General features: G+C 65.2%; 18 protein-coding genes. 11 read left to right on the top strand and 7 right to left on the bottom strand.

All coding sequences use genetic code 11. The features are described 5' to 3' along the window. The first annotated feature begins 72 nt into the window (after nt 1–72). Nucleotides 73–1,110 (top strand): AraC family transcriptional regulator, encoded by a 1,038-nt coding sequence (locus ABB26_RS06580; protein ID WP_057632886.1) that lies wholly within the window; start codon nt 73–75, stop codon nt 1,108–1,110. Between the two features lie 7 nt (nt 1,111–1,117). Here ABB26_RS06580 and ABB26_RS06585 read toward each other — a convergent pair whose 3' ends face one another. The 5 genes from ABB26_RS06585 to ABB26_RS06605 all read right to left on the bottom strand — a co-directional run bounded on the left by ABB26_RS06585 (nt 1,118) and on the right by ABB26_RS06605 (nt 6,721). After that, on the bottom strand, nt 1,118–1,501 hold the full coding sequence (locus ABB26_RS06585; RefSeq protein ID WP_057632887.1) for a RidA family protein: 384 nt from the start codon (nt 1,499–1,501) through the stop codon (nt 1,118–1,120). Nucleotides 1,502–2,111: 610 nt separating this feature from the next. After that, the gene (locus tag ABB26_RS06590; RefSeq protein ID WP_057632888.1) at nt 2,112–4,274 is read right to left on the bottom strand and encodes a RelA/SpoT family protein; all 2,163 of its coding nucleotides are present in this window, start codon (nt 4,272–4,274) and stop codon (nt 2,112–2,114) included. 107 nt (nt 4,275–4,381) lie between these two features. Continuing rightward, nucleotides 4,382–4,681, bottom strand: a complete 300-nt coding sequence (gene rpoZ / locus ABB26_RS06595; protein WP_057632889.1) for a DNA-directed RNA polymerase subunit omega — start codon at nt 4,679–4,681, stop codon at nt 4,382–4,384. Nucleotides 4,682–4,792: 111 nt separating this feature from the next. Further along, nucleotides 4,793–5,425, bottom strand: a complete 633-nt coding sequence (gene gmk / locus ABB26_RS06600; protein WP_057632890.1) for a guanylate kinase — start codon at nt 5,423–5,425, stop codon at nt 4,793–4,795. 435 nt (nt 5,426–5,860) lie between these two features. Further along, a complete protein-coding gene (locus ABB26_RS06605; RefSeq protein WP_057632891.1) occupies nt 5,861–6,721 on the bottom strand; it encodes a YicC/YloC family endoribonuclease in 861 nt (286 codons plus the stop codon). A gap of 109 nt (nt 6,722–6,830) precedes the next feature. Between ABB26_RS06605 and rph the strand changes: the two genes are divergently transcribed. From rph to pepQ, 8 genes are all read left to right on the top strand, one after another. After that, nucleotides 6,831–7,559, top strand: a complete 729-nt coding sequence (gene rph / locus ABB26_RS06610; protein WP_057632892.1) for a ribonuclease PH — start codon at nt 6,831–6,833, stop codon at nt 7,557–7,559. Continuing rightward, nucleotides 7,556–7,945, top strand: coding sequence for a VOC family protein (locus tag ABB26_RS06615; RefSeq protein ID WP_057632893.1), 390 nt, complete (start codon nt 7,556–7,558; stop codon nt 7,943–7,945). The genes rph and ABB26_RS06615 overlap by 4 nt, the downstream gene beginning before the upstream one ends. Next, the gene (gene rdgB / locus ABB26_RS06620; protein WP_057632894.1) at nt 7,942–8,541 is read left to right on the top strand and encodes an RdgB/HAM1 family non-canonical purine NTP pyrophosphatase; all 600 of its coding nucleotides are present in this window, start codon (nt 7,942–7,944) and stop codon (nt 8,539–8,541) included. The genes ABB26_RS06615 and rdgB overlap by 4 nt, the downstream gene beginning before the upstream one ends. A 16-nt stretch (nt 8,542–8,557) precedes the next feature. Further along, entirely contained in the window at nt 8,558–9,058 is a 501-nt protein-coding gene (locus ABB26_RS06625; protein ID WP_057632895.1) for a hypothetical protein, read from the top strand. A gap of 47 nt (nt 9,059–9,105) precedes the next feature. Continuing rightward, the gene (gene hemW / locus ABB26_RS06630) at nt 9,106–10,335 is read left to right on the top strand and encodes a radical SAM family heme chaperone HemW (protein WP_057632896.1); all 1,230 of its coding nucleotides are present in this window, start codon (nt 9,106–9,108) and stop codon (nt 10,333–10,335) included. Between the two features lie 70 nt (nt 10,336–10,405). Next, nucleotides 10,406–12,910 carry a DUF1631 domain-containing protein gene (locus tag ABB26_RS06635; protein WP_057632897.1) on the top strand — a complete coding sequence of 835 codons (2,505 nt, stop codon included), beginning with the start codon at nt 10,406–10,408 and terminating at the stop codon, nt 12,908–12,910. After that, nucleotides 12,907–13,254, top strand: a complete 348-nt coding sequence (locus tag ABB26_RS06640) for a PilZ domain-containing protein (RefSeq protein ID WP_057632898.1) — start codon at nt 12,907–12,909, stop codon at nt 13,252–13,254. The genes ABB26_RS06635 and ABB26_RS06640 overlap by 4 nt, the downstream gene beginning before the upstream one ends. Nucleotides 13,255–13,338: 84 nt before the next feature. Next, nucleotides 13,339–14,667 carry a Xaa-Pro dipeptidase gene (gene pepQ, locus ABB26_RS06645; protein ID WP_057632899.1) on the top strand — a complete coding sequence of 443 codons (1,329 nt, stop codon included), beginning with the start codon at nt 13,339–13,341 and terminating at the stop codon, nt 14,665–14,667. Nucleotides 14,668–14,986: 319 nt separating this feature from the next. Here pepQ and pepP read toward each other — a convergent pair whose 3' ends face one another. Both pepP and ABB26_RS06655 read right to left on the bottom strand, forming a co-directional pair. Next, nucleotides 14,987–16,312 (bottom strand): Xaa-Pro aminopeptidase, encoded by a 1,326-nt coding sequence (gene pepP, locus ABB26_RS06650; protein WP_057632900.1) that lies wholly within the window; start codon nt 16,310–16,312, stop codon nt 14,987–14,989. A gap of 8 nt (nt 16,313–16,320) precedes the next feature. Further along, the gene (locus tag ABB26_RS06655) at nt 16,321–16,866 is read right to left on the bottom strand and encodes a YecA/YgfB family protein (protein ID WP_057632901.1); all 546 of its coding nucleotides are present in this window, start codon (nt 16,864–16,866) and stop codon (nt 16,321–16,323) included. Nucleotides 16,867–16,992: 126 nt separating this feature from the next. Here ABB26_RS06655 and ABB26_RS06660 point away from each other — a divergent pair, with 126 nt between their 5' ends. Together ABB26_RS06660 and ABB26_RS06665 are read left to right on the top strand one after the other, a co-directional pair. After that, on the top strand, nt 16,993–17,214 hold the full coding sequence (locus tag ABB26_RS06660) for a TIGR02449 family protein (RefSeq protein ID WP_057633002.1): 222 nt from the start codon (nt 16,993–16,995) through the stop codon (nt 17,212–17,214). Next, complete coding sequence (locus tag ABB26_RS06665; RefSeq protein WP_057632902.1) at nt 17,211–17,510, top strand: cell division protein ZapA; 300 nt, start codon at nt 17,211–17,213, stop codon at nt 17,508–17,510. The genes ABB26_RS06660 and ABB26_RS06665 overlap by 4 nt, the downstream gene beginning before the upstream one ends. The last annotated feature ends 42 nt before the right edge of the window (nt 17,511–17,552 follow it).

A 17,552-nucleotide genomic window follows, 5' to 3' on the forward strand; every position in this document is an offset into this window, starting at 1 on the left:
AGGAAGTGTTCACGCGAAGGGCAAGACCGGCATACTTGGGGGGGTAAAGCGGACAAGCTTGAGGGGGCTTCGATGCATCGGAAATCAGGAAATGGCGACCGGCTGTCCATCGCCAACGTTCCAACCAACATGCTGTGCGGGCTGCTACTGCTCGCCGCCGAGTACAACGTCAACAGTGAAAACTGGCTGGCGGGGCAACGCCTGAGCATTGAGCAACTCAACGATCCGCTGACCCGTATTTCCTATCGGCAGGCGATCGAGGTGATCCGCCGCGCCTTGCCCACCCTTCCCATCGACGGCGTTGGCCTGGCCATGGGCGGCAACCAGAACGGCGGCAACTTCGGCCTGTTGGGTTTGGCCATGAAAACCGCACCCACCTTCGGCGATGCAGTGCGGATCGGGCTGGATTACCAGCGCAATCTCGGCCCATTGATGGCGCTGTGTCTGGAAGACCAGGACGATCAGACCCTGGCCGTCATCGCCACCGCACCGGAAGAGGCGCATGACCTGCTGCCGTTCCTGTGCGAGGAGATGTTCTCCAGCATCCTGATGTTGGGCCGCGAACTGGCCGGTGACACGTTCGCCCCGTTGCGACTGGAGCTGGGCTATCCGACGCCACCGCACGCGGAGAAGTACCGCACGCTGTTCCGCTGCGACATTCAATTCGAACAACCCCGCCACGCGATGGTGTTGGGACGGCACTGGATGGAATTGCCCTTTGCCAGCTACAACCCGGTGACCTCGCAGCAGGCCTTGTCATTGTGCCGCGCGCAGTTGGCCACGCTGTCATCGCGCGGCGAAACCACCGCGGCGGTGGAACGCCTGCTGCGTCCACAATTGCGCGACAACCCACAGATGAGTGAGGTAGCGCTGGCCCTGCACCTGAGTGAACGCACCCTGCGCCGGCAGTTGGCCGACGAGGAAACCAGCTTCAGCGAAGTGCATGACCGCGTGCGCAGCGAACGTGCGCTGGAGCTGCTGCAGGACGCCGAGCTGGCGATTTCCGCCATCGGCAATCAGCTGGGTTTCAACGACGCGCGCGAGTTCAGGCGCGCGTACAAACGCTGGACCGGACAGACGCCGAGCGAGACCCGGCGCCATCTGGCCTGATGCCCGATCAGTCGAGGATCATCACCGCATCGACTTCGAACGCGGCGCCCTTCGGCAGGCCCGACACTTCGATGGTGGAACGGGCCGGGAACGGCGCCTGGAAGTACTCCTGCATCACCGCATTGACCTTGGCGAACTCGCCCAGGTCGGTCAGGTACAGGCCCAGGCGGACCATCTTGTCCAGCGAACCGCCGGCTTCTTCGGCCACGGCCTTGAGGTTGTCGAACGCACGGCGGGCCTGCGCGGTCACGTCGCCGGCGACGATGTCACCGGTGGCCGGGTCCAGCGGGATCTGGCCGGAGAAATACACGGTGTTGCCGGCGCGCACGGCCTGCGAATACGGGCCGATGGCGGCCGGGGCGTTGGCGGTGTTGATGATCTGGCGGGACATGGACAGCTCCACTGGGGAAAAGGTTGGCCATTGTAGCGCCCGCCCATGGCACCGACCGGCACCGGGCCCTGCCAATCATGCACATGGACAAATCTTCACCACCCTCTGGAGAAGCCCGCCCCGCAAAGGCCCGCGCACCTTATCCACAACTTCTGCGCCGGGTACCGCACATGCATTGTGGAAAACCGTGCCTGCCAGATGAAAGCCCGGCCAACGCTCCTTGCAGGAGCGGCTCAAGCCGCGAGGCTGACGATTCTGTCGCCATCGATCAATCTGCGATTGCGGGTGATCCGGCGATCGCGGCCTTCATTGGCTTCGCGGCTTAAGCCGTACTACAAAACCAGCGTCACCCCAGCCCGCGAAGCTTTCGCAAGCAACTGGATAAATTTTCACCACACTTTGAAGAGCCCCGCCCCGCAAGGGCTGCCGGCGGTTATCCACATCTTGTGCGTGCATTGCCGCACATCGATTGTGGAAAACATGCGGGCGCCGCGCGGCATTCGCAGGTCCACCGGAAGAGCGCCGCCATGCGGCGCTGGAGTACTGGCGCAGCAACCGCCTGCCAAGCATGGCTCGGCAATGGATCAGCTAAGCCTTCCGCGCGGCCGACTTACTGCCGGCGCACTGACTGCACCACCGACAACCTGCGCAGGCGACGCATCACTTCCGCCAGGTGATTGCGGTCACGGACCTGGATGTTGAAGCACAGCACCGCCGCATTGAAATCGCGGTCCAGGTAATCCACGCGCTCGATGTTGGAATGGCTCTGCGCGATGGCCGCAGCCAACTGCGCCAGCACGCCGGTGCCGTTCTCCACTTCCACCACCAGTGCGGTGTCGTAGTCGCCGACCACGCTGGTGTCCCAGCCAATCGGCACCCAGCGGTCCGGCGTCTTGCGCAGCTCGGCCAGGTTCGGGCAATCCAGACGGTGCACCACGATGCCCTTGCCGGCCGTGTGGTAACCCATGATGTCGTCGCCGGGAATGGGCTGACAACAGTTGGCGAAGCTGACCACGCCACGCTCGCTGCCGTTGATCAGGATCTTCTCCTGCATGCGGCTGGCGTGACCGATGCCGCCGCGCAGTTCGGCATGGGCCATGAGCGCCTGCGCAGCCTGCGTCGGCATCCAGTTGCCCAGCGCCACGTCGGCCAGGAACGCTTCCAGACGCGGATAACGGTGTTCGTTGAGGAACGCATCCAGACGCCCCTTGGGCAGGCGTTCGATGGAGCTGTCCATCGCTTCCAGCGCGCGGTCGAGCATGCTGTGGCCCAGCTGCACCGCGTCTTCGTGTTCGAGCTGTTTGAGCTGGTGGCGGATGGCGGTGCGCGCCTTGCTGCTGACCACGAATTCCAGCCACTGCGGCTTGGGCGAGGCCGAGCGCGCGGTGATGATCTCCACGCTTTGCCCGCTCACCAGACGCGTGCGCAACGGCACCAGTTTCTTGTCCACGCGCGAGGCCACCGCGCGGTTGCCCACATCGGTATGCACCGCATAGGCAAAATCCAGCGCGGTGGAGTTGCGCGGCAGCGCCAGGATCTTGCCCTTGGGCGTGAACAGATAGACCTCGTCAGGGAACAGATCGACCTTGACGTTGTCCAGGAACTCCAGCGACGAACCGGCGGTGCGCTGCGAGTCGATCAGGTCCACGATCCACGCATGCGCACGGCTCTGCGCACTGTTGGGCGTGTCACCGCCGAATTTGTAGGTCCAGTGCGCGGCCACGCCGCGTTCGGCGATCAGGTCCATTTCCTCGGTGCGGATCTGCACTTCGATCGGCGAGCCATACGGCCCGAACAGCACCGTGTGCAACGACTGGTAACCGTTGGCCTTGGGAATGGCGATGAAGTCACGGAATCGCCCGTCCAGCGGTTTGAACGTGGCATGCACCGCGCCCAGTGCGTGATAGCAGTTGGGCACGTTGCGCACGACCAGGCGGAAGCCAAAGACATCCATCACCTGGTCGAAGCTTTTGTTCTCCTCGTGCATCTTGGTGTAGATGCTCCAGGGCGTCTTGATGCGACTGATCAGGCGGTGCTCCAGCCCTTCGCGCGCCAGACGCTGCGACAGCTGCACTTCCACCTGCGCCATCGACTCACGCCGCACCACCGGCTGGCTGCGGATGTGCTTCTCGATGATGGCGTGACGCCACGGATACAGCGCGCGGAAGCCCAGGTTCTGCAACTCGGACTTGATCAGGTTCATGCCCAGGCGCTGGGCGATGGGCGCGTAGATGTCCAGCGTTTCCAGGGCGATGCGGCGCCGCGCCTCGGCACTCTGCGCGCCCAGGGTGCGCATGTTGTGCAGGCGGTCAGCCAGTTTGATCATGATCACGCGCAGGTCGCGCGACATCGCCAGCAGCATCTTGCGGAAGCTCTCGGCCGCCGCTTCCTGCCGGTCGCGGAACTTGAGCTTGTCCAGCTTGGTGACGCCATCCACCAGGTCGGCCACGGCCTGACCGAACTCGCCGGCCAGCTCCTCGCCGGTGAGCGGGGTGTCCTCGATCGTGTCGTGCAGGATCGCAGCGATCAGCGCTTCCACATCCAGGCCGAGCTCGGCCAGGATGCGCGCCACGGCGACCGGGTGGGTGATATAGGGCTCGCCGGACTTGCGGGTCTGGCCCGCATGCGCGGAGGCGCCGACTTCCCAGGCACGACGCAGCAACGGCAGCTGCTCGGCGGGCAGGTAGCTGGCTGCGCGTTCGAGTTGGAGTACATAGTCAGGTACCGCCCCGCCCGCTGGCGTGGCTACCTGGGCGGTGGGGCCTGGGTTCATGCCGGAAGACTATTCCAGCGGGCGTACTTCGGCAAACCCTACAAAGCAGAACAGCCCGCACAAGGCGGGCTGTTCCAGACATCCAGTGACGCGTTTGATCTAGGCGATCACTCGTCGTTCTTGGACATGTCTTCGTCGGCGACCACTTCAGCGGCGGCCCACTCCAGCGCTTCACGCTCGATGCGCTCGCGCTCGGCCTTCTCGACTTCCTCGATCAAGGTGTTGTCGATCTTGCGGGCGGCGATTTCGCGCAGCGCCAACACGGTCGGCTTGTCCTCGGTTTCGCTGTTGTCGATGGTCGCCTGGACACCATTGGCCAACTGGCGGGCGCGCTTGGACGCCATCATGACCAGCTCGAAACGGTTGTTAACGACTTCCAGGCAATCTTCTACGGTAATGCGGGCCATGCGGGCTCCCGGCGACCTGCACGGCCGCTCGAACGAATGAGGGAAAGGGGACGGATTGTAGGGGCTGGCCCGGTCGGAAATCAAGTCGACGCCTGAACAGGCCCTTGCGAATCAATCGCTTGCTTGGCTTTCCGGGTCCAACAACGAGGCAATCAGCTGGGCATGACGCTGTTGTTGGGGTTCCCGACGCAGGCGGCTGGCGGCGAAAATCGCGCACATTTCGCCTACGGCGGTGTCGAAATCCTCGTTGACGATGACGTAGTCGAACTCGTCGTAATGCAGCATCTCCTCACGGGCGGCGGCCAGGCGCTGGGCCATGACGGCCTCGCTGTCCTGCCCCCGCTTGCGCATGCGCTCATCCAGCGCCTGTCGCGATGGCGGCAGGATGAAGACGCTGACCGCGCCAGCCACCTTGTCACGCACCTGTCGGGCGCCCTGCCAGTCAATCTCCAGCAGCACGTCCTTGCCCGAGGCCAGCTGCGGCTCGACCGACTGCCGGGCGGTGCCCTTCCAGTCGCCGTGCACCAGCGCGTGTTCGAAGAAATCACCGGCAGCGATCATCCGCTCGAACTCGGCGGCGCTGACGAAGTGGTAGTGCTTGCCATTCTCCTCGCCCGGGCGCATGGCCCGCGAGGTGAAGGAGATGGACAGGGAAATATGCGGATCGCGCGCCAGCGTGGCGTTGACGATGCTGCTTTTGCCAGCCCCGGACGGGGCGGCGACGATGTAGAGAGTTCCGCGCATGGAACCGCTGGGCCACTTGAAATGGCAGCGAAGGATATCACGCGGTTGGCGGGGGCCCGTCCGAACCGTCATGGGCGGGCATTGCTGGAAGCTCGATGCGGCAGCCTGGGCCGGAACGCGGAAGCCCCTGCGCTCCTGCAGCAAGTTGATGGGAAGTATCCCTTCTCCCGCCTGCGGGTTAGGGATTGTTGCTTACGAGTCATTGACTCGTCCAAGACTGAACGCCCAGTGCCCTGCGCTGGGCTGGGGCGCGGAGCGAGGTGCCCCGGAGGGGCGGATGCGGGAAGCCTCTGGCTTTGGAAGCTAAAAGCTGCCCTCACCCCAGCCCCTCTTCCGCACGCGGGCGAGGGGCTTCGATCCTGCACAGAACCGGAAAAGGGCTCGGCTCCTGCACTCGGCTCGGCGCCTGCGCGGGCAGCAACACCCGGCACGCGCTTACTCGATGTTCTGCACCTGTTCGCGGATCTGGTCGATCAGCACTTTCAGCTCCACCGAGGCGTTGGAGGTGCGGCTGTCCACCGACTTGGAGCCCAGCGTATTGGATTCGCGATTGAACTCCTGCAGCAGGAAGTCCAGGCGGCGACCGACCGGCTCGCGCTGCTTGAGCACACGGCGGATTTCGCTGATGTGGCTGTTCAAACGGTCCAGTTCTTCGTCCACGTCGAGCTTCTGCAGCCACATCACCAGCTCCTGCTCGGCGCGGCCCGGGTCAACCGGATGCGGCAGGTCGGCCAGGCGGGCAGCCAGCTTGGCGCGCTGCCCTTCCCGGATCAGCGGGATCAGCTCATGCACCTCGGCGGCGATGCGCTCGATGCTGTCCACGCGCTCGCTGATGGCCGTGGCCAACTTGTCGCCTTCACGCTCGCGGGAATCCACGAAGCCATTCAGCACCTCGTCCAGCAGGGCCATCGCCTCAGCCTGCAGCGCGGCGGCGTCGGTGGCCTCCGTGCGCAGCACGCCGGGGTACTGCAGCAGTTCGGTGAACTGCACCCGCATGCCCGGAAAGCGTGAGTGCAGGCGCAGGGCCAGATCGCCCAGCTGCTCGACCAGCGCGTTGTTGACGTTCAGCGTCGCAGCCGCCTCAGGCACCCGCAGGCGCATCACCAGATCCAGCTTGCCGCGGCTGATCCGCCCGGCCACGCGTTCGCGCAGCTGCGGCTCCAGCGCGCGCAGTTCTTCCGGCAGCCGTACCCCCACTTCCAGGAAACGGTGGTTGACCGAGCGCATCTCGCAGCCGAGGGTGCCCCAGGGCGTGACACGTTCACCGCCGGCATAGGCAGTCATGCTTCGAATCATGTGGAATTCCGGTGCGTTGCAAAGGGCGAATGGTACCCTAGGCGCCCCCGGACGCTGGCCAATTGACCGCCCGGGCGCCCCCTGCACACCTTCGCAATCCGGACTTCCCATGACCTTTTCCCGTCCCAGCGGCCGCCAGGCCGATCAGCTGCGCACCGTCACCATCGAACGCGCCTTCACCCGCCATGCCGAAGGCTCGGTGCTGGTGAGCTTCGGTGACACCCGCGTGCTGTGCACCGCCAGCATCGAAAACCGCGTACCGGGTTTCCTGCGTGGCAAGGGCGAGGGCTGGGTCACCGCCGAATACGGCATGCTGCCGCGCGCCACCCACACCCGCTCGGACCGTGAAGCGGCGCGTGGCAAGCAGGGCGGCCGCACGCTGGAAATCCAGCGCCTGATCGGCCGCACCCTGCGCGCCTGCATCGACCGCAATGCGCTGGGCGAGCGCACCATCACCCTGGACTGCGATGTGCTGCAGGCCGATGGCGGCACCCGTACCGCGGCCATCACCGGCGCCTATGTGGCACTGGTGGACGCGGTGAACGTGCTGCTCAAGCGCGGCGACATCAAGCGCAACCCGATCTTCGGCGCGGTCGCGGCGGTGTCGGTCGGCGTGTACAAGGGTGAGCCGGTGCTGGACCTGGATTACGCCGAAGACAGCGATTGCGATACCGACATGAACGTCGTCATGAACGACGGCGGCGGCTTCATCGAGCTGCAGGGCACCGCCGAGGGCCATGCTTTCCGTCGCGATGAACTGGACGCGCTGCTGGTGCTGGCCGAAAAGGGCATCCGCGAGCTGTTCGACGCCCAGCAGGCGGCATTGACGCAGGCATGAGCCGGCGCATCGCCCTGGTCACGCTGGTAGTCGCCGACTACGACGAGGCGATTGCCTGGTACACCGGCAAGCTGGGCTTCCAGCTGCTGGAAGACATCGACCAGGGCCGCAAGCGCTGGGTCGTGGTCGGCCCGACCGACAACCGCGCCGCCGCGCTGTTGCTGGCCCGCGCCAGCGACGAGGAACAACGCAGCCGCATCGGCAACCAGACCGGCGGCCGCGTCGGCTTCTTCCTGAACACCGATGACTTCTGGCGCGACCACGCCGCAATGATCGAACGCGGCGTGGAATTCCTCGAAGCGCCACGCGAAGAACCCTATGCCACGGTCGCGGTGTTCCGCGACCTGTACGGCAACACCTGGGATTTGTTGGAGCCCACGCAATGAAACTGGTACTGGCCAGCGGCAACGCCGGCAAATTGAAGGAACTGCAGGCCATGCTCGCCGACCTGCCGCTGCAGATCGTGCCGCAGGCCGAGCTCGGCGTCGGTGATGTGCCGGAAACCGGCCTGACCTTCGTCGAGAACGCGCTGATCAAGGCACGTCATGCCTGCGAGGTCACCGGCCTGCCCGCGCTGGCCGACGACTCCGGCCTGATCGTTGACGCACTGGACGGCGCCCCCGGCCTGTACAGCGCACGCTACGCCGGCAGCCCCACCGACGATGCCGCCAACAACGCCAAGCTGCTCGACGCGCTGCGTGATGTCCCGGTCGACCGTCGCAGCGCGCGTTTCTATGCGGTGATCGTGCTGCTGCGCCATGCCAGCGATCCGCAACCGCTGATCTGCGAAGGCAGCTGGGAAGGCCACATCATCGATGAGCTTCGCGGCAGCAACGGCTTTGGCTATAACCCGGTGTTCTTCGATCCGGTGCACGGCCTGACTGCCGCGCAGATGGAGCCGACGCTGAAGAACACCATCAGCCACCGCGCCATCGCCCTGCAGCAACTCAAGCAGCAGCTGATCCAACGCAGATTCGATTGACCAGGGAGATCATCGGATGACGGTACGTCGCTACAGGACCCGCATGGCACTGGTGCAATTGGTGGCCATTGTGGGTGGCATCAGCGGTGCGATCCTGGGAGGCCTGCTGGCCTATGACGGCGAACAGTCCTGGCTGGCGCTGCCACTCTGGGCGCTGGGCTGCGCGGCGTTCTTTTCACTGATTGCCGCGCCGATCATCTGGCAGCGTGTCGTGCTAGATGAACGCGCCGGTCATCTGCGTTACCACAACATCGCCACCCTGCATCGTTGGCGCCAGGTGTCACTGCCCGACGTACTCGAAGTGCGCTATGACAACTTCGCCGACAAACGCAAAGCCATGGTCTCCGGCCTGTATCTGCACATGCGCAATGGCAGCCGACCGGCACGCCACCGCCTGATGGACAACGAGATCGGCAGCTATCAGGGGGCCTCGCCATTGTTCCGTGATGTCGCAGCGAGCGTGCTGCGAGCGCAACCGCGCTCACTCGTCGATCCGATTCTGCTGACGGGGCAATGACGCCAGCGTCACCACCGCTTCCCCCTTCTTCGTCCATCCTGTCGCCCATGCCGCACTCCCACGACCACTGCAACCACCTGCCCGGCGAAGCCTGTTCGGGCGATCACGGGCATGCCACCGGCCCGCAGCTGGTTCCGCCGCCGCTGGCGCTCTACGTGCATCTGCCATGGTGCGTGCGCAAATGCCCGTACTGCGATTTCAACTCACATGCGGCCAAGGGCGAGCTGCCGTTCGATGCCTACATCGATGCATTGATCCGCGACCTGGACCAGGACCTGCCGCTGGTCTGGGGCCGGGTCGTCAGCAGCGTGTTCTTTGGTGGCGGCACACCCAGCCTGTTCCCGCCCGAAGCCATCGATCGCTTCCTGCAGGCGGCCAGCGCACGGCTGCGTTTCGCGCCGAACCTGGAAGTGACGCTGGAGACCAACCCGGGCACTGCCGAGCATGGCCGCTTCGACCGCTACCGCCAGGCCGGCGTGAACCGCATCAGTTTCGGCATCCAGACCTTCAACGATGAGGCGCTCAAGCGCCTGGGCCGTATCCACGACAGTGGCGAAGCCGAGCGCGCGGTCAAGCTGGCGCAGGACGCCGGCTACCGCAACTTCAACATCGACCTGATGTACGCGCTGCCGCAGCAGACGCTGGCCCATGCCGAGCACGACCTGGAACGTGCCTTCGCGCTGGACCCCACCCACATCTCGCACTACCAGCTCACGCTGGAGCCGAACACGGTGTTCTTCGCGCGACCGCCGCAGGGCATTCCCGACGAGGACAGTGCGTGGGATATCCAGGAGCACTGCCAGGCCCTGCTCGCCCAGGCCGGTTATGGCCACTACGAAGTCAGCGCCTACGCGCGCGATGGCTACCAGTGCGCGCATAACCTCAATTACTGGCGCTTCGGCGACTATCTCGGCATTGGTGCCGGCGCGCACGGCAAGATCAGCTCCGGCGCCGAGCAGCATGTGCTGCGCCGCTGGAAGCACAAGCACCCGCAGACCTTCATGGACACCGCCGGCACGGCGGCGTCCATCGGTGGTGACGATGTCATCAGTGCGGACCGGCTGCCGTTCGAGTACATGCTCAACCTGCTGCGACTGCACGAAGGCTTCAGCCTGCGCGATTTCGAATCCCGCACCGGATTGCAACGCAGCGTGCTGCAGCCGGCATTGGACACGGCAGTTGCCCGTGGCTGGCTTGCAAACAGCAAGGACCTCTGGGTACCGACGGACCTTGGTCGCCGTTTCACCAACGATGTAGTGGAATTATTCTTGGCGTGAGCACACCACCAAAGTGGTGATCACATCACAAAAATGATAGAACTCGCCCATTAAGGGGGAAGGAATCAGGATGTCAGGCACTGCACCACGCTCATCCAGCCAGGCGATGGCTCGGGTCGCGGCTACGCCGGCGCCTGCCCGCGTACGTCAACTGTTGGAAAGTACGTTCCAGGTCGCCGATGAAGTCCTGCGCACCCCGCTGCAGCTGACCGCCATCGACTTCGAGCGCGCCTTGTTCAAACGCGCGGAGATGGCCCACAACAGCCAGGCCCAGTCCGATGTGTATGCTCAGCTGCGGGTGCTGCGTGAACACGCCGAGCAGCTGCCCGACATCTTCCTGGATGCCCTGGCCGGGCAGCTGGCGGCATTCAAGGAGCCGCCCAAGCCCAGCGCCGAAGCCCATGCGGCCACGTTCAAATCGATGACGCTGGTCGAAGACACCGATATCGACCGCGACATCGTGCTGCACGAAATGGCGCGGCGCGAATCCTTCCGTGTCACCAGTCCGTTGCTGCTGCTGGGACAACGTTTCGCGGTGCTGGCGGCGCAGCCGGCGTTCGATCCCGAGCGCCTGCCGCTGGGGCCCTATGCACTGTGCCGGGCCCTGCGTGATTGCGGCGAACAGATGCAACTGAACCTGGATGCCCAGCTGGTGCTGTACCAGGTGTTTGATCGGTTGGTGATGGCCCGACATGCCGAACTGATCGATCGACTGAACATCCTGCTCGAACGCGAGGGCGTGCTGCCCGGTCTGGTTTACCGCCCCCACCTGCCCCGCCCCTCCGCACCCCGTGGCGCCGGCGCTGCAGGCAGTCAGGCCGATGCCGGTGGCACGGCGGCCCGCGCAGGCCAGACACCACTGACCAGCTGGCAAGGTCAGGCCCCGGCCGCATCCTGGGCCAACATTTCCAATGAACTGCAGGGCGTCATCCAGCCCAGCACGAACGGGCACGGCACCGCCCCGGTGGCTTCGCCGTCGGCAGCCACCAGCAGCGGGCCCAGCCCTGCGGCTAGCATGGAAAGCCTGCACACCCTGCTGGATGCCGCCCGCCACGCGCTGACGATGGCGGGCAATGGCGCCGGTGGTTCGGCCGGAACAGGTGTCGCCGGGGTCGCCGCTGTTGCGGGTTCCGGCTCCGCCGGAATGATGGGCGCTGCCGGCGCAGGTAACTCACTGCCGCACCCCGGCGCCGCGCAGGCGCAGCCCGGCATCGGCCCTGCCCCGGGTACCGGCACGGGTGCCCCGGCGATGCCGGTGTCCAGCCAGGTGGCGATGAACGTTTTGGGCAAGCTGCAGGCGCCGGCCGCGTCGTCCGGCAGCCGTCACAGCATTGCCGACATCCGCGACGCGCTGCTGTCGCAGGTCAAGGCCGAACATGGCCCGACCGCGACACTCTCGATGCAGGATGCCGACACGATGGACCTGCTGGGCATGCTGTATTCCCAGCTGCAACGCGAAGTCCGCAGCGAAGGCCCGGCCGCCGACCTGCTGCAGCGCCTGCAGGTGCCGCTGGCCCGCGCCGCCATCAGTGATCAGGAATTCTTCCTGCGCGACCAGCACCCGGCGCGCGAGCTGCTCAATGCCGTTGCCGAATCCGGCGCGGTCTGGCTCAGCGACGAAGACAGCGACCCGCTGTTGCTGCTGAAGCTCAAGGACGCGGTCAACAAGGTAGTCACCGACTACCAGGGCGACGAAGCGGTCTTCGTCGAAGCCAACGATCACATCCAGGGCCATCTGCGCGCGGCGGCACGCCGTGCCGAAATGGCCGAACGCCGCCAGGTGGAAGCCGCGCGCGGCAAGGAGCGCCTGGAAGCGGCCAAGCAATTGGCCAACCACACCATCGACGAGCTGTGCCACAGCACCGAGCCACCGAAGTTCGTACAGACGCTGTTGCGCAAGGCTTGGGCCGACGTGCTCACCCTTACCTTGCTGCGCCAGGGCGAAGGCTCCAACGAGTGGCTGCAGCGCGAGCAGGCGACCCGCCGCATCAGCGAGATCACCGGCATGGCGCCCGGCGGTGCCGCCGATGCCGCTTTCGGCGAAGAAATCGAACAGGCGCTGCTGCAGGTGGGCTATCACCAGGACGAAGCGGCGGCGATTTCGCGCCGGCTGTCCACGCCCGGTGGTGAAGATTCCCTTGTGTCCCGCACCGAGCTGGCCGCCAAGCTCAAGGCGCGCGCGCGTCTGGGCGAAGCCGGCGAACCCGACGAGGAAGAGGGCCGCCGCAAGAAAGCCCAGCCGGCGCGCAACGACGAGGAAGAAGCACACCACCGCCAGCTGCGCACGCTGCCGTTCGGCACCTGGTTTGAATTCACCGTCAACCAGCAGGGCGACAACCGCCGCCAGCGGCTGTCGTGGTACAGCCTGATCACCGACAACGCGCTGTTCGTCAACCAGCGCGGCCAGAAGGTCTCCGAGCATTCGCTGGATTCATTGTCGCGATTGATGGCCAAGGGCCAGCTGCGCATCGTCACCGAAGACCGTGGCCGCCTGATCGACCGTGCCTGGCAGGCCACCGTGCGCGCCCTGCGCTCGATTGCCGGGCAGGCCTCCAATGCCGGGGACTCCGCATGATCACCAACACCCGCCGCGCGCCACGACTGCAGGTCCCCGAAATGGTGGCGGTACGCGATCAGATGACCGGCGCCCAGATCGGCAGGCTCGGCAACATATCCGAAACCGGCATGCTGCTGATCACCTCCGTGGCACTGCAGGAAGATGCCCTGTACCAACTGCAGTTCGCCATTGCCGACGGCCGTGGCGGGCAGTTGCAGATCGACGTCGGCGTCCACCTGCTGTGGTGCGAACCCACGCATGCGCCAGACCAATCGTGGGCCGGGTTCCGTTTCCTGACCCTGGACAAGGGCCAGCGCGAGCAGCTGCAACGCTGGATCGAGGACCGGCTACCGCCAGCCTGAGTGCCGAAAACGGCACAGCGGCAGGCGGCCGATTGCGGCAAAATCGCAGGCTCCGCATCACGCACCTGCAAGCGAGCCACTGCGATGAACCAGCAAGATCCCGGCACCCTGTATTCCCAGCACCTGGGCGTGCTCACCGAACGCGCCGACACGGCACTGGCGCGCGCCGGGTTCGACCATCTGGTCATCCCCAGTGGCACCCAGCATTACCAGGTGTTTGACGACCGCGACTATCCGTACGCGGTCAATCCGCAGTTCAAGACCTGGCTGCCGCTGACCAAGCTGCCTTACAGCTGGCTGATCCACACCCCCGGCAAGCGGCCGACCCTGGTGTTCTACCAGCCGTTCGACTATTGGCACGTGGTGCCGGACGCCCCCAGCGGCTGGTGGGTGGAGCATTTCGACATCCACATCATCCGCAAACCGGAAGATGCACTGGCCCTGCTGCCCAAGGACCCCAGCCGCTGCGCCATCCTCGGCGAAGCACAGAGTGCGCTGGGCGGCTATGTGCCCAACAATCCCGATGTGGTCATCAACCATCTGGATTGGCACCGCGGCTACAAGACGCCCTACGAAATCGCGCTGATGCGCCAGGCCCAGGCACATGCCGTGCGCGGCCATCGCGCCGCCGAAGCTGCATTCCGTGCCGGCGCCAGCGAGTTCGACATCCACATGGCGTACTGCAGCGCCGTCGGCCAGGATGCCAATGAGCTGCCCTACGGCAACATCATCGGGCTCAATGAGCATGCGGCCGTGCTGCATTACACCGACCTGGGCAAGCAGGCACCGCAGCCACTGCGCAGCTTCCTGATCGACGCTGGCGCATCGGCCCATGGCTATGCCAGCGACATCACCCGCACCTATGCCAGCGCTGGTCATGACGAATTCCAGGCATTGATCGATGCCGTCGATAGCGCGCAGCAGAAGATGTGTGCGGCCGTGCGCGCGGGCTTCGACTACAAGCAGCTGCATGTCGATGCGCACCTGTCGCTGATGGGCATCCTCAAGGATTTCGGGGTGATCAACGTCTCCCCGGAAGCGGCCCTGGCCACCGGCGTCAGCGCGGCACTCTTCCCGCATGGCATCGGTCATCTGATCGGCGCGCAGGTACACGACGTGGCCGGTTTTGCCGCAGGCGAGCATGGCGGTCGCGTCGAGCGCCCGGCCGGGCACCCGTACCTGCGCATGACCCGTGTATTGGAACCGGGCATGGTGGTGACCATCGAACCGGGCCTGTACTTCATCGACATGCTGCTGGATGAAGTGAAGCAGGCTGGCAACGCCGCCAGCGTGAACTGGAACCGCGTGGATTTCTTCCGCCCTTACGGCGGCGTGCGCATCGAGGACGAGGTGCTGTGCACCGACGGCGAAGCCGACAACCTCACCCGGCCGGCATTCGCGGCGCAGGCGTGACTCTGTGGCTGCGCAGCAAGTGAAGCCAGCAACGCGATGATGTACCGGGATGCGCAATGCACCCGGGGTAGATGACAAGCATGGGCACCGGGCGGAGCTTTGACTCCGCCCTTTCATTTGTCCGGCATCTCCATTCCCCTGCACTTCCCAGATGCGCTGACGCTTGTTCGGCCCCTCCCCTGCAGAGGAGGAACAGCTGAGAAATCCGGAATGCACGAGAAGGCGAAGCAAGGCAAAAGCAGAACATCGACCATGAAAAACCCCCGGGAAGCCGATGCTCACCCGGGGGTTCACCCAAACAGCGCAGATACCGAACGCCTCAACGCTCGGCCATGAACGCCTCGATCTCGTCGGCGCTGCGCTCCAGCGCACCGGTCAATACCCGGTGGCCCTCCCCGGTGATCAACACATCGTCCTCGATGCGAATCCCGATGCCACGCCAACGTGCCTCCACGCTGCGGTCATCCGGCGAGATGTACAAGCCCGGCTCGATGGTGAATACCATGCCCGGCTCCAGCAGCCGCGACTCACCGGCCACCCGGTAATCACCCACATCGTGCACGTCCAGGCCCAGCCAATGCCCGGTCTTGTGCCGGTAAAAGCGCTGGTAATGACGCTCGAGGATGTTTTCTTCCAGGTCGCCTTTCAGCAAGCCAAGCTGCAACAGGCCTTCGGTCAATACCTCGACCGCCGCCAGATGCCCCTCTTCGTAGGCGATGCCCGGCTGCGCCTGTTCCAGCGCAGCAACCTGCGCGGCCAACACCAGGTCATGCAGCGCGCGCTGTTCCGGCGTGAAGCGGCCATTGACCGGGAACGTACGGGTGATGTCGCTGGCGTAGCCGAGATACTCCGCACCGGCGTCGATCAGCACCAGGTCACCGTCACGGCTGCCACTGCGGTTGTCGCGATAATGCAGCACGCACCCATTGGCGCCGGCACCAACGATGCTGTTGTATGCCGCACAGGCATCGTGCCGACGGAACTCACGCTCAAGCTCGGCCTGCAGCTCGTATTCGTGGATGCCTGCATGCGCAGCACGCATCGCCGCACGGTGTGCCCGCACGCTGATGTCGGCGGCGGTCTGCATCAGTGCGATTTCATCGACCGATTTGTACAGCCGCTGCTCGTGCAGCAGATGCCCCAGCTCCAGGAACTCATGCGGCGGCTGTGCGCCGTGACGCACCTGCGAGCGCACGCGATTCACCCAGCCGATCAGCTTGAGATCGAAGTCCGCATCGCGGCCGAAGTGGTAATAAACGCGCGAACGCCCTTCCAGCAGGCCCGGCAGGATTTCGTCCAGGTCCTCGATGGGATACGCATCGTCCATGCCGTAATGCGCCACCGCGCCATCCTGACCTTCGCGCGGGCCATCCCAGGCCTCGCGGTCCGGATCGCGCTCGCGACAGAACAGGATCGCCTCTCCGTGGCGCCGGCCCGGGATCAGCACCAGCACCGCCTCCGGCTCCTGGAACCCACTCAGGTACCAGAAATCCGAATCCTGCCGGTAGGGGTAGAACGTGTCATGGCTACGCACGCGCTCAGGTGCAGCCGGCAGTACCAGAATGGCATCGTCACCGGCCGCTTCCATCAGTTGCCGGCGGCGACGCGCGTACTCGGCGGGGGTGATCCCGGAAAGACGCTTCATGCGGTCCCTCAGTTGAGGCTCTGACGGTGGCGCGAGCCCATCACGCAATCGCCGTGCAGCAACAGCGCGGCAACGCGGACAAACTCTTCAATCTCGGCCAATGCATCTTCATCCTCGTCGGCACTGTCGAACTGGTCGCTGGAGGCCTGCGCCAGACGGGCCAGATCCTGCAGCGCCTCTTCGCCTTCTTCGCTCAGCGCCGGGCGCTTGCCCGAGGCCAGGCCGAAGCCGCCGAGGAAGGCACGGCACCACTCAAACAGTGCATCGGTGCGCGCCTGCAGCGGTTCCGACGCATCGGCCAGCACCAGCTCGAAGGCGAAATCGCGGTCTTCCAGCTGCGCCACGGTGGCCTGGCGCAGACGATCCAAGGCACTGCCAGGCTCCGGGGTCTGCATGTTGTCGTCGGCCAGCACCTTGGCAGGCCAAGCCTGCAGGTCGGCACCGCCACCGGCCAGCCAACCGGTCAGGCCGCCGTGGAGTTCAGCCGGGGAAGCACCCAGGCCCAGCGACTGGCTGGCCTGGACAATGTCGTTGATGACAGGGAGTTCGCTCATGTGACGGTTCTGTAAAGCGGGAAAGGGTCGCAACCATGGCCAACATGGTGACGGCCGCACAGTGTAGCAATCGGGCTGTGCCATCCGCCTTGACCACCCCTCCCCGCCATGCCTATCGTGCCGTCCATGGATGCCTTCGACCCCGCCGGCCAACTGCTTGCCCTCGTTTCCCGTCTCGAGCTGTTGCTCGAGCGCAACCAGCGGCTGGCCGATGAGAACCGGAGCCTGCGCCAGCAGCAGGAACAATTGATGAATGAACGCTCGCAGCTGCTGGCCAAGAACGAGCAGGCCCGCTCGCGGGTCGAAGCGATGATCACCCGACTCAAATCGTTGGAGCAGCACACGTGAGCCACAACGAACCGGTCAGCGTCCGCATCCTCGACCGCGAGTACACGGTCGGTGTCGAAACCGCCGAACGCGACAGCCTCAACGCCGCCGCGCGCATGCTCGACGCGAAAATGCGCGAGATCCGTGGCAGCAACCGCATGGCGGCCGTGGACCGGGTGGCGGTGCTGGCCGCGCTCAACCTGGCCCATGAACTGCAGCAGGTCCGTGACGAACAGGCCGCGCAGCAACAACGCTTCCAGGCTGCGTTGAACGAGCTCAACCAGCGCCTGGACATCGCCATCGACAACGCGCGTTGATCCAGCTGAGTGGCTCAGGCAAGTGAATTGGACACATGCCTG

It is taken from the genome of Stenotrophomonas humi (genome assembly GCF_001431415.1).
Lineage (GTDB): Bacteria > Pseudomonadota > Gammaproteobacteria > Xanthomonadales > Xanthomonadaceae > Stenotrophomonas > Stenotrophomonas humi.

What these genes read in the sequence shown, in the direction of transcription:
- ABB26_RS06580 (WP_057632886.1), top strand. Translation starts at nt 73, where the DNA reads ATGCATCGGAAATCAGGAAATGGCGACCGGCTGTCCATCGCCAACGTT.
- ABB26_RS06585 (WP_057632887.1), bottom strand. Translation starts at nt 1,501, where the DNA reads ATGTCCCGCCAGATCATCAACACCGCCAACGCCCCGGCCGCCATCGGC.
- ABB26_RS06590 (WP_057632888.1), bottom strand. Translation starts at nt 4,274, where the DNA reads ATGAACCCAGGCCCCACCGCCCAGGTAGCCACGCCAGCGGGCGGGGCG.
- rpoZ (WP_057632889.1), bottom strand. Translation starts at nt 4,681, where the DNA reads ATGGCCCGCATTACCGTAGAAGATTGCCTGGAAGTCGTTAACAACCGT.
- gmk (WP_057632890.1), bottom strand. Translation starts at nt 5,425, where the DNA reads ATGCGCGGAACTCTCTACATCGTCGCCGCCCCGTCCGGGGCTGGCAAA.
- ABB26_RS06605 (WP_057632891.1), bottom strand. Translation starts at nt 6,721, where the DNA reads ATGATTCGAAGCATGACTGCCTATGCCGGCGGTGAACGTGTCACGCCC.
- rph (WP_057632892.1), top strand. Translation starts at nt 6,831, where the DNA reads ATGACCTTTTCCCGTCCCAGCGGCCGCCAGGCCGATCAGCTGCGCACC.
- ABB26_RS06615 (WP_057632893.1), top strand. Translation starts at nt 7,556, where the DNA reads ATGAGCCGGCGCATCGCCCTGGTCACGCTGGTAGTCGCCGACTACGAC.
- rdgB (WP_057632894.1), top strand. Translation starts at nt 7,942, where the DNA reads ATGAAACTGGTACTGGCCAGCGGCAACGCCGGCAAATTGAAGGAACTG.
- ABB26_RS06625 (WP_057632895.1), top strand. Translation starts at nt 8,558, where the DNA reads ATGACGGTACGTCGCTACAGGACCCGCATGGCACTGGTGCAATTGGTG.
- hemW (WP_057632896.1), top strand. Translation starts at nt 9,106, where the DNA reads ATGCCGCACTCCCACGACCACTGCAACCACCTGCCCGGCGAAGCCTGT.
- ABB26_RS06635 (WP_057632897.1), top strand. Translation starts at nt 10,406, where the DNA reads ATGTCAGGCACTGCACCACGCTCATCCAGCCAGGCGATGGCTCGGGTC.
- ABB26_RS06640 (WP_057632898.1), top strand. Translation starts at nt 12,907, where the DNA reads ATGATCACCAACACCCGCCGCGCGCCACGACTGCAGGTCCCCGAAATG.
- pepQ (WP_057632899.1), top strand. Translation starts at nt 13,339, where the DNA reads ATGAACCAGCAAGATCCCGGCACCCTGTATTCCCAGCACCTGGGCGTG.
- pepP (WP_057632900.1), bottom strand. Translation starts at nt 16,312, where the DNA reads ATGAAGCGTCTTTCCGGGATCACCCCCGCCGAGTACGCGCGTCGCCGC.
- ABB26_RS06655 (WP_057632901.1), bottom strand. Translation starts at nt 16,866, where the DNA reads ATGAGCGAACTCCCTGTCATCAACGACATTGTCCAGGCCAGCCAGTCG.
- ABB26_RS06660 (WP_057633002.1), top strand. Translation starts at nt 16,993, where the DNA reads ATGGATGCCTTCGACCCCGCCGGCCAACTGCTTGCCCTCGTTTCCCGT.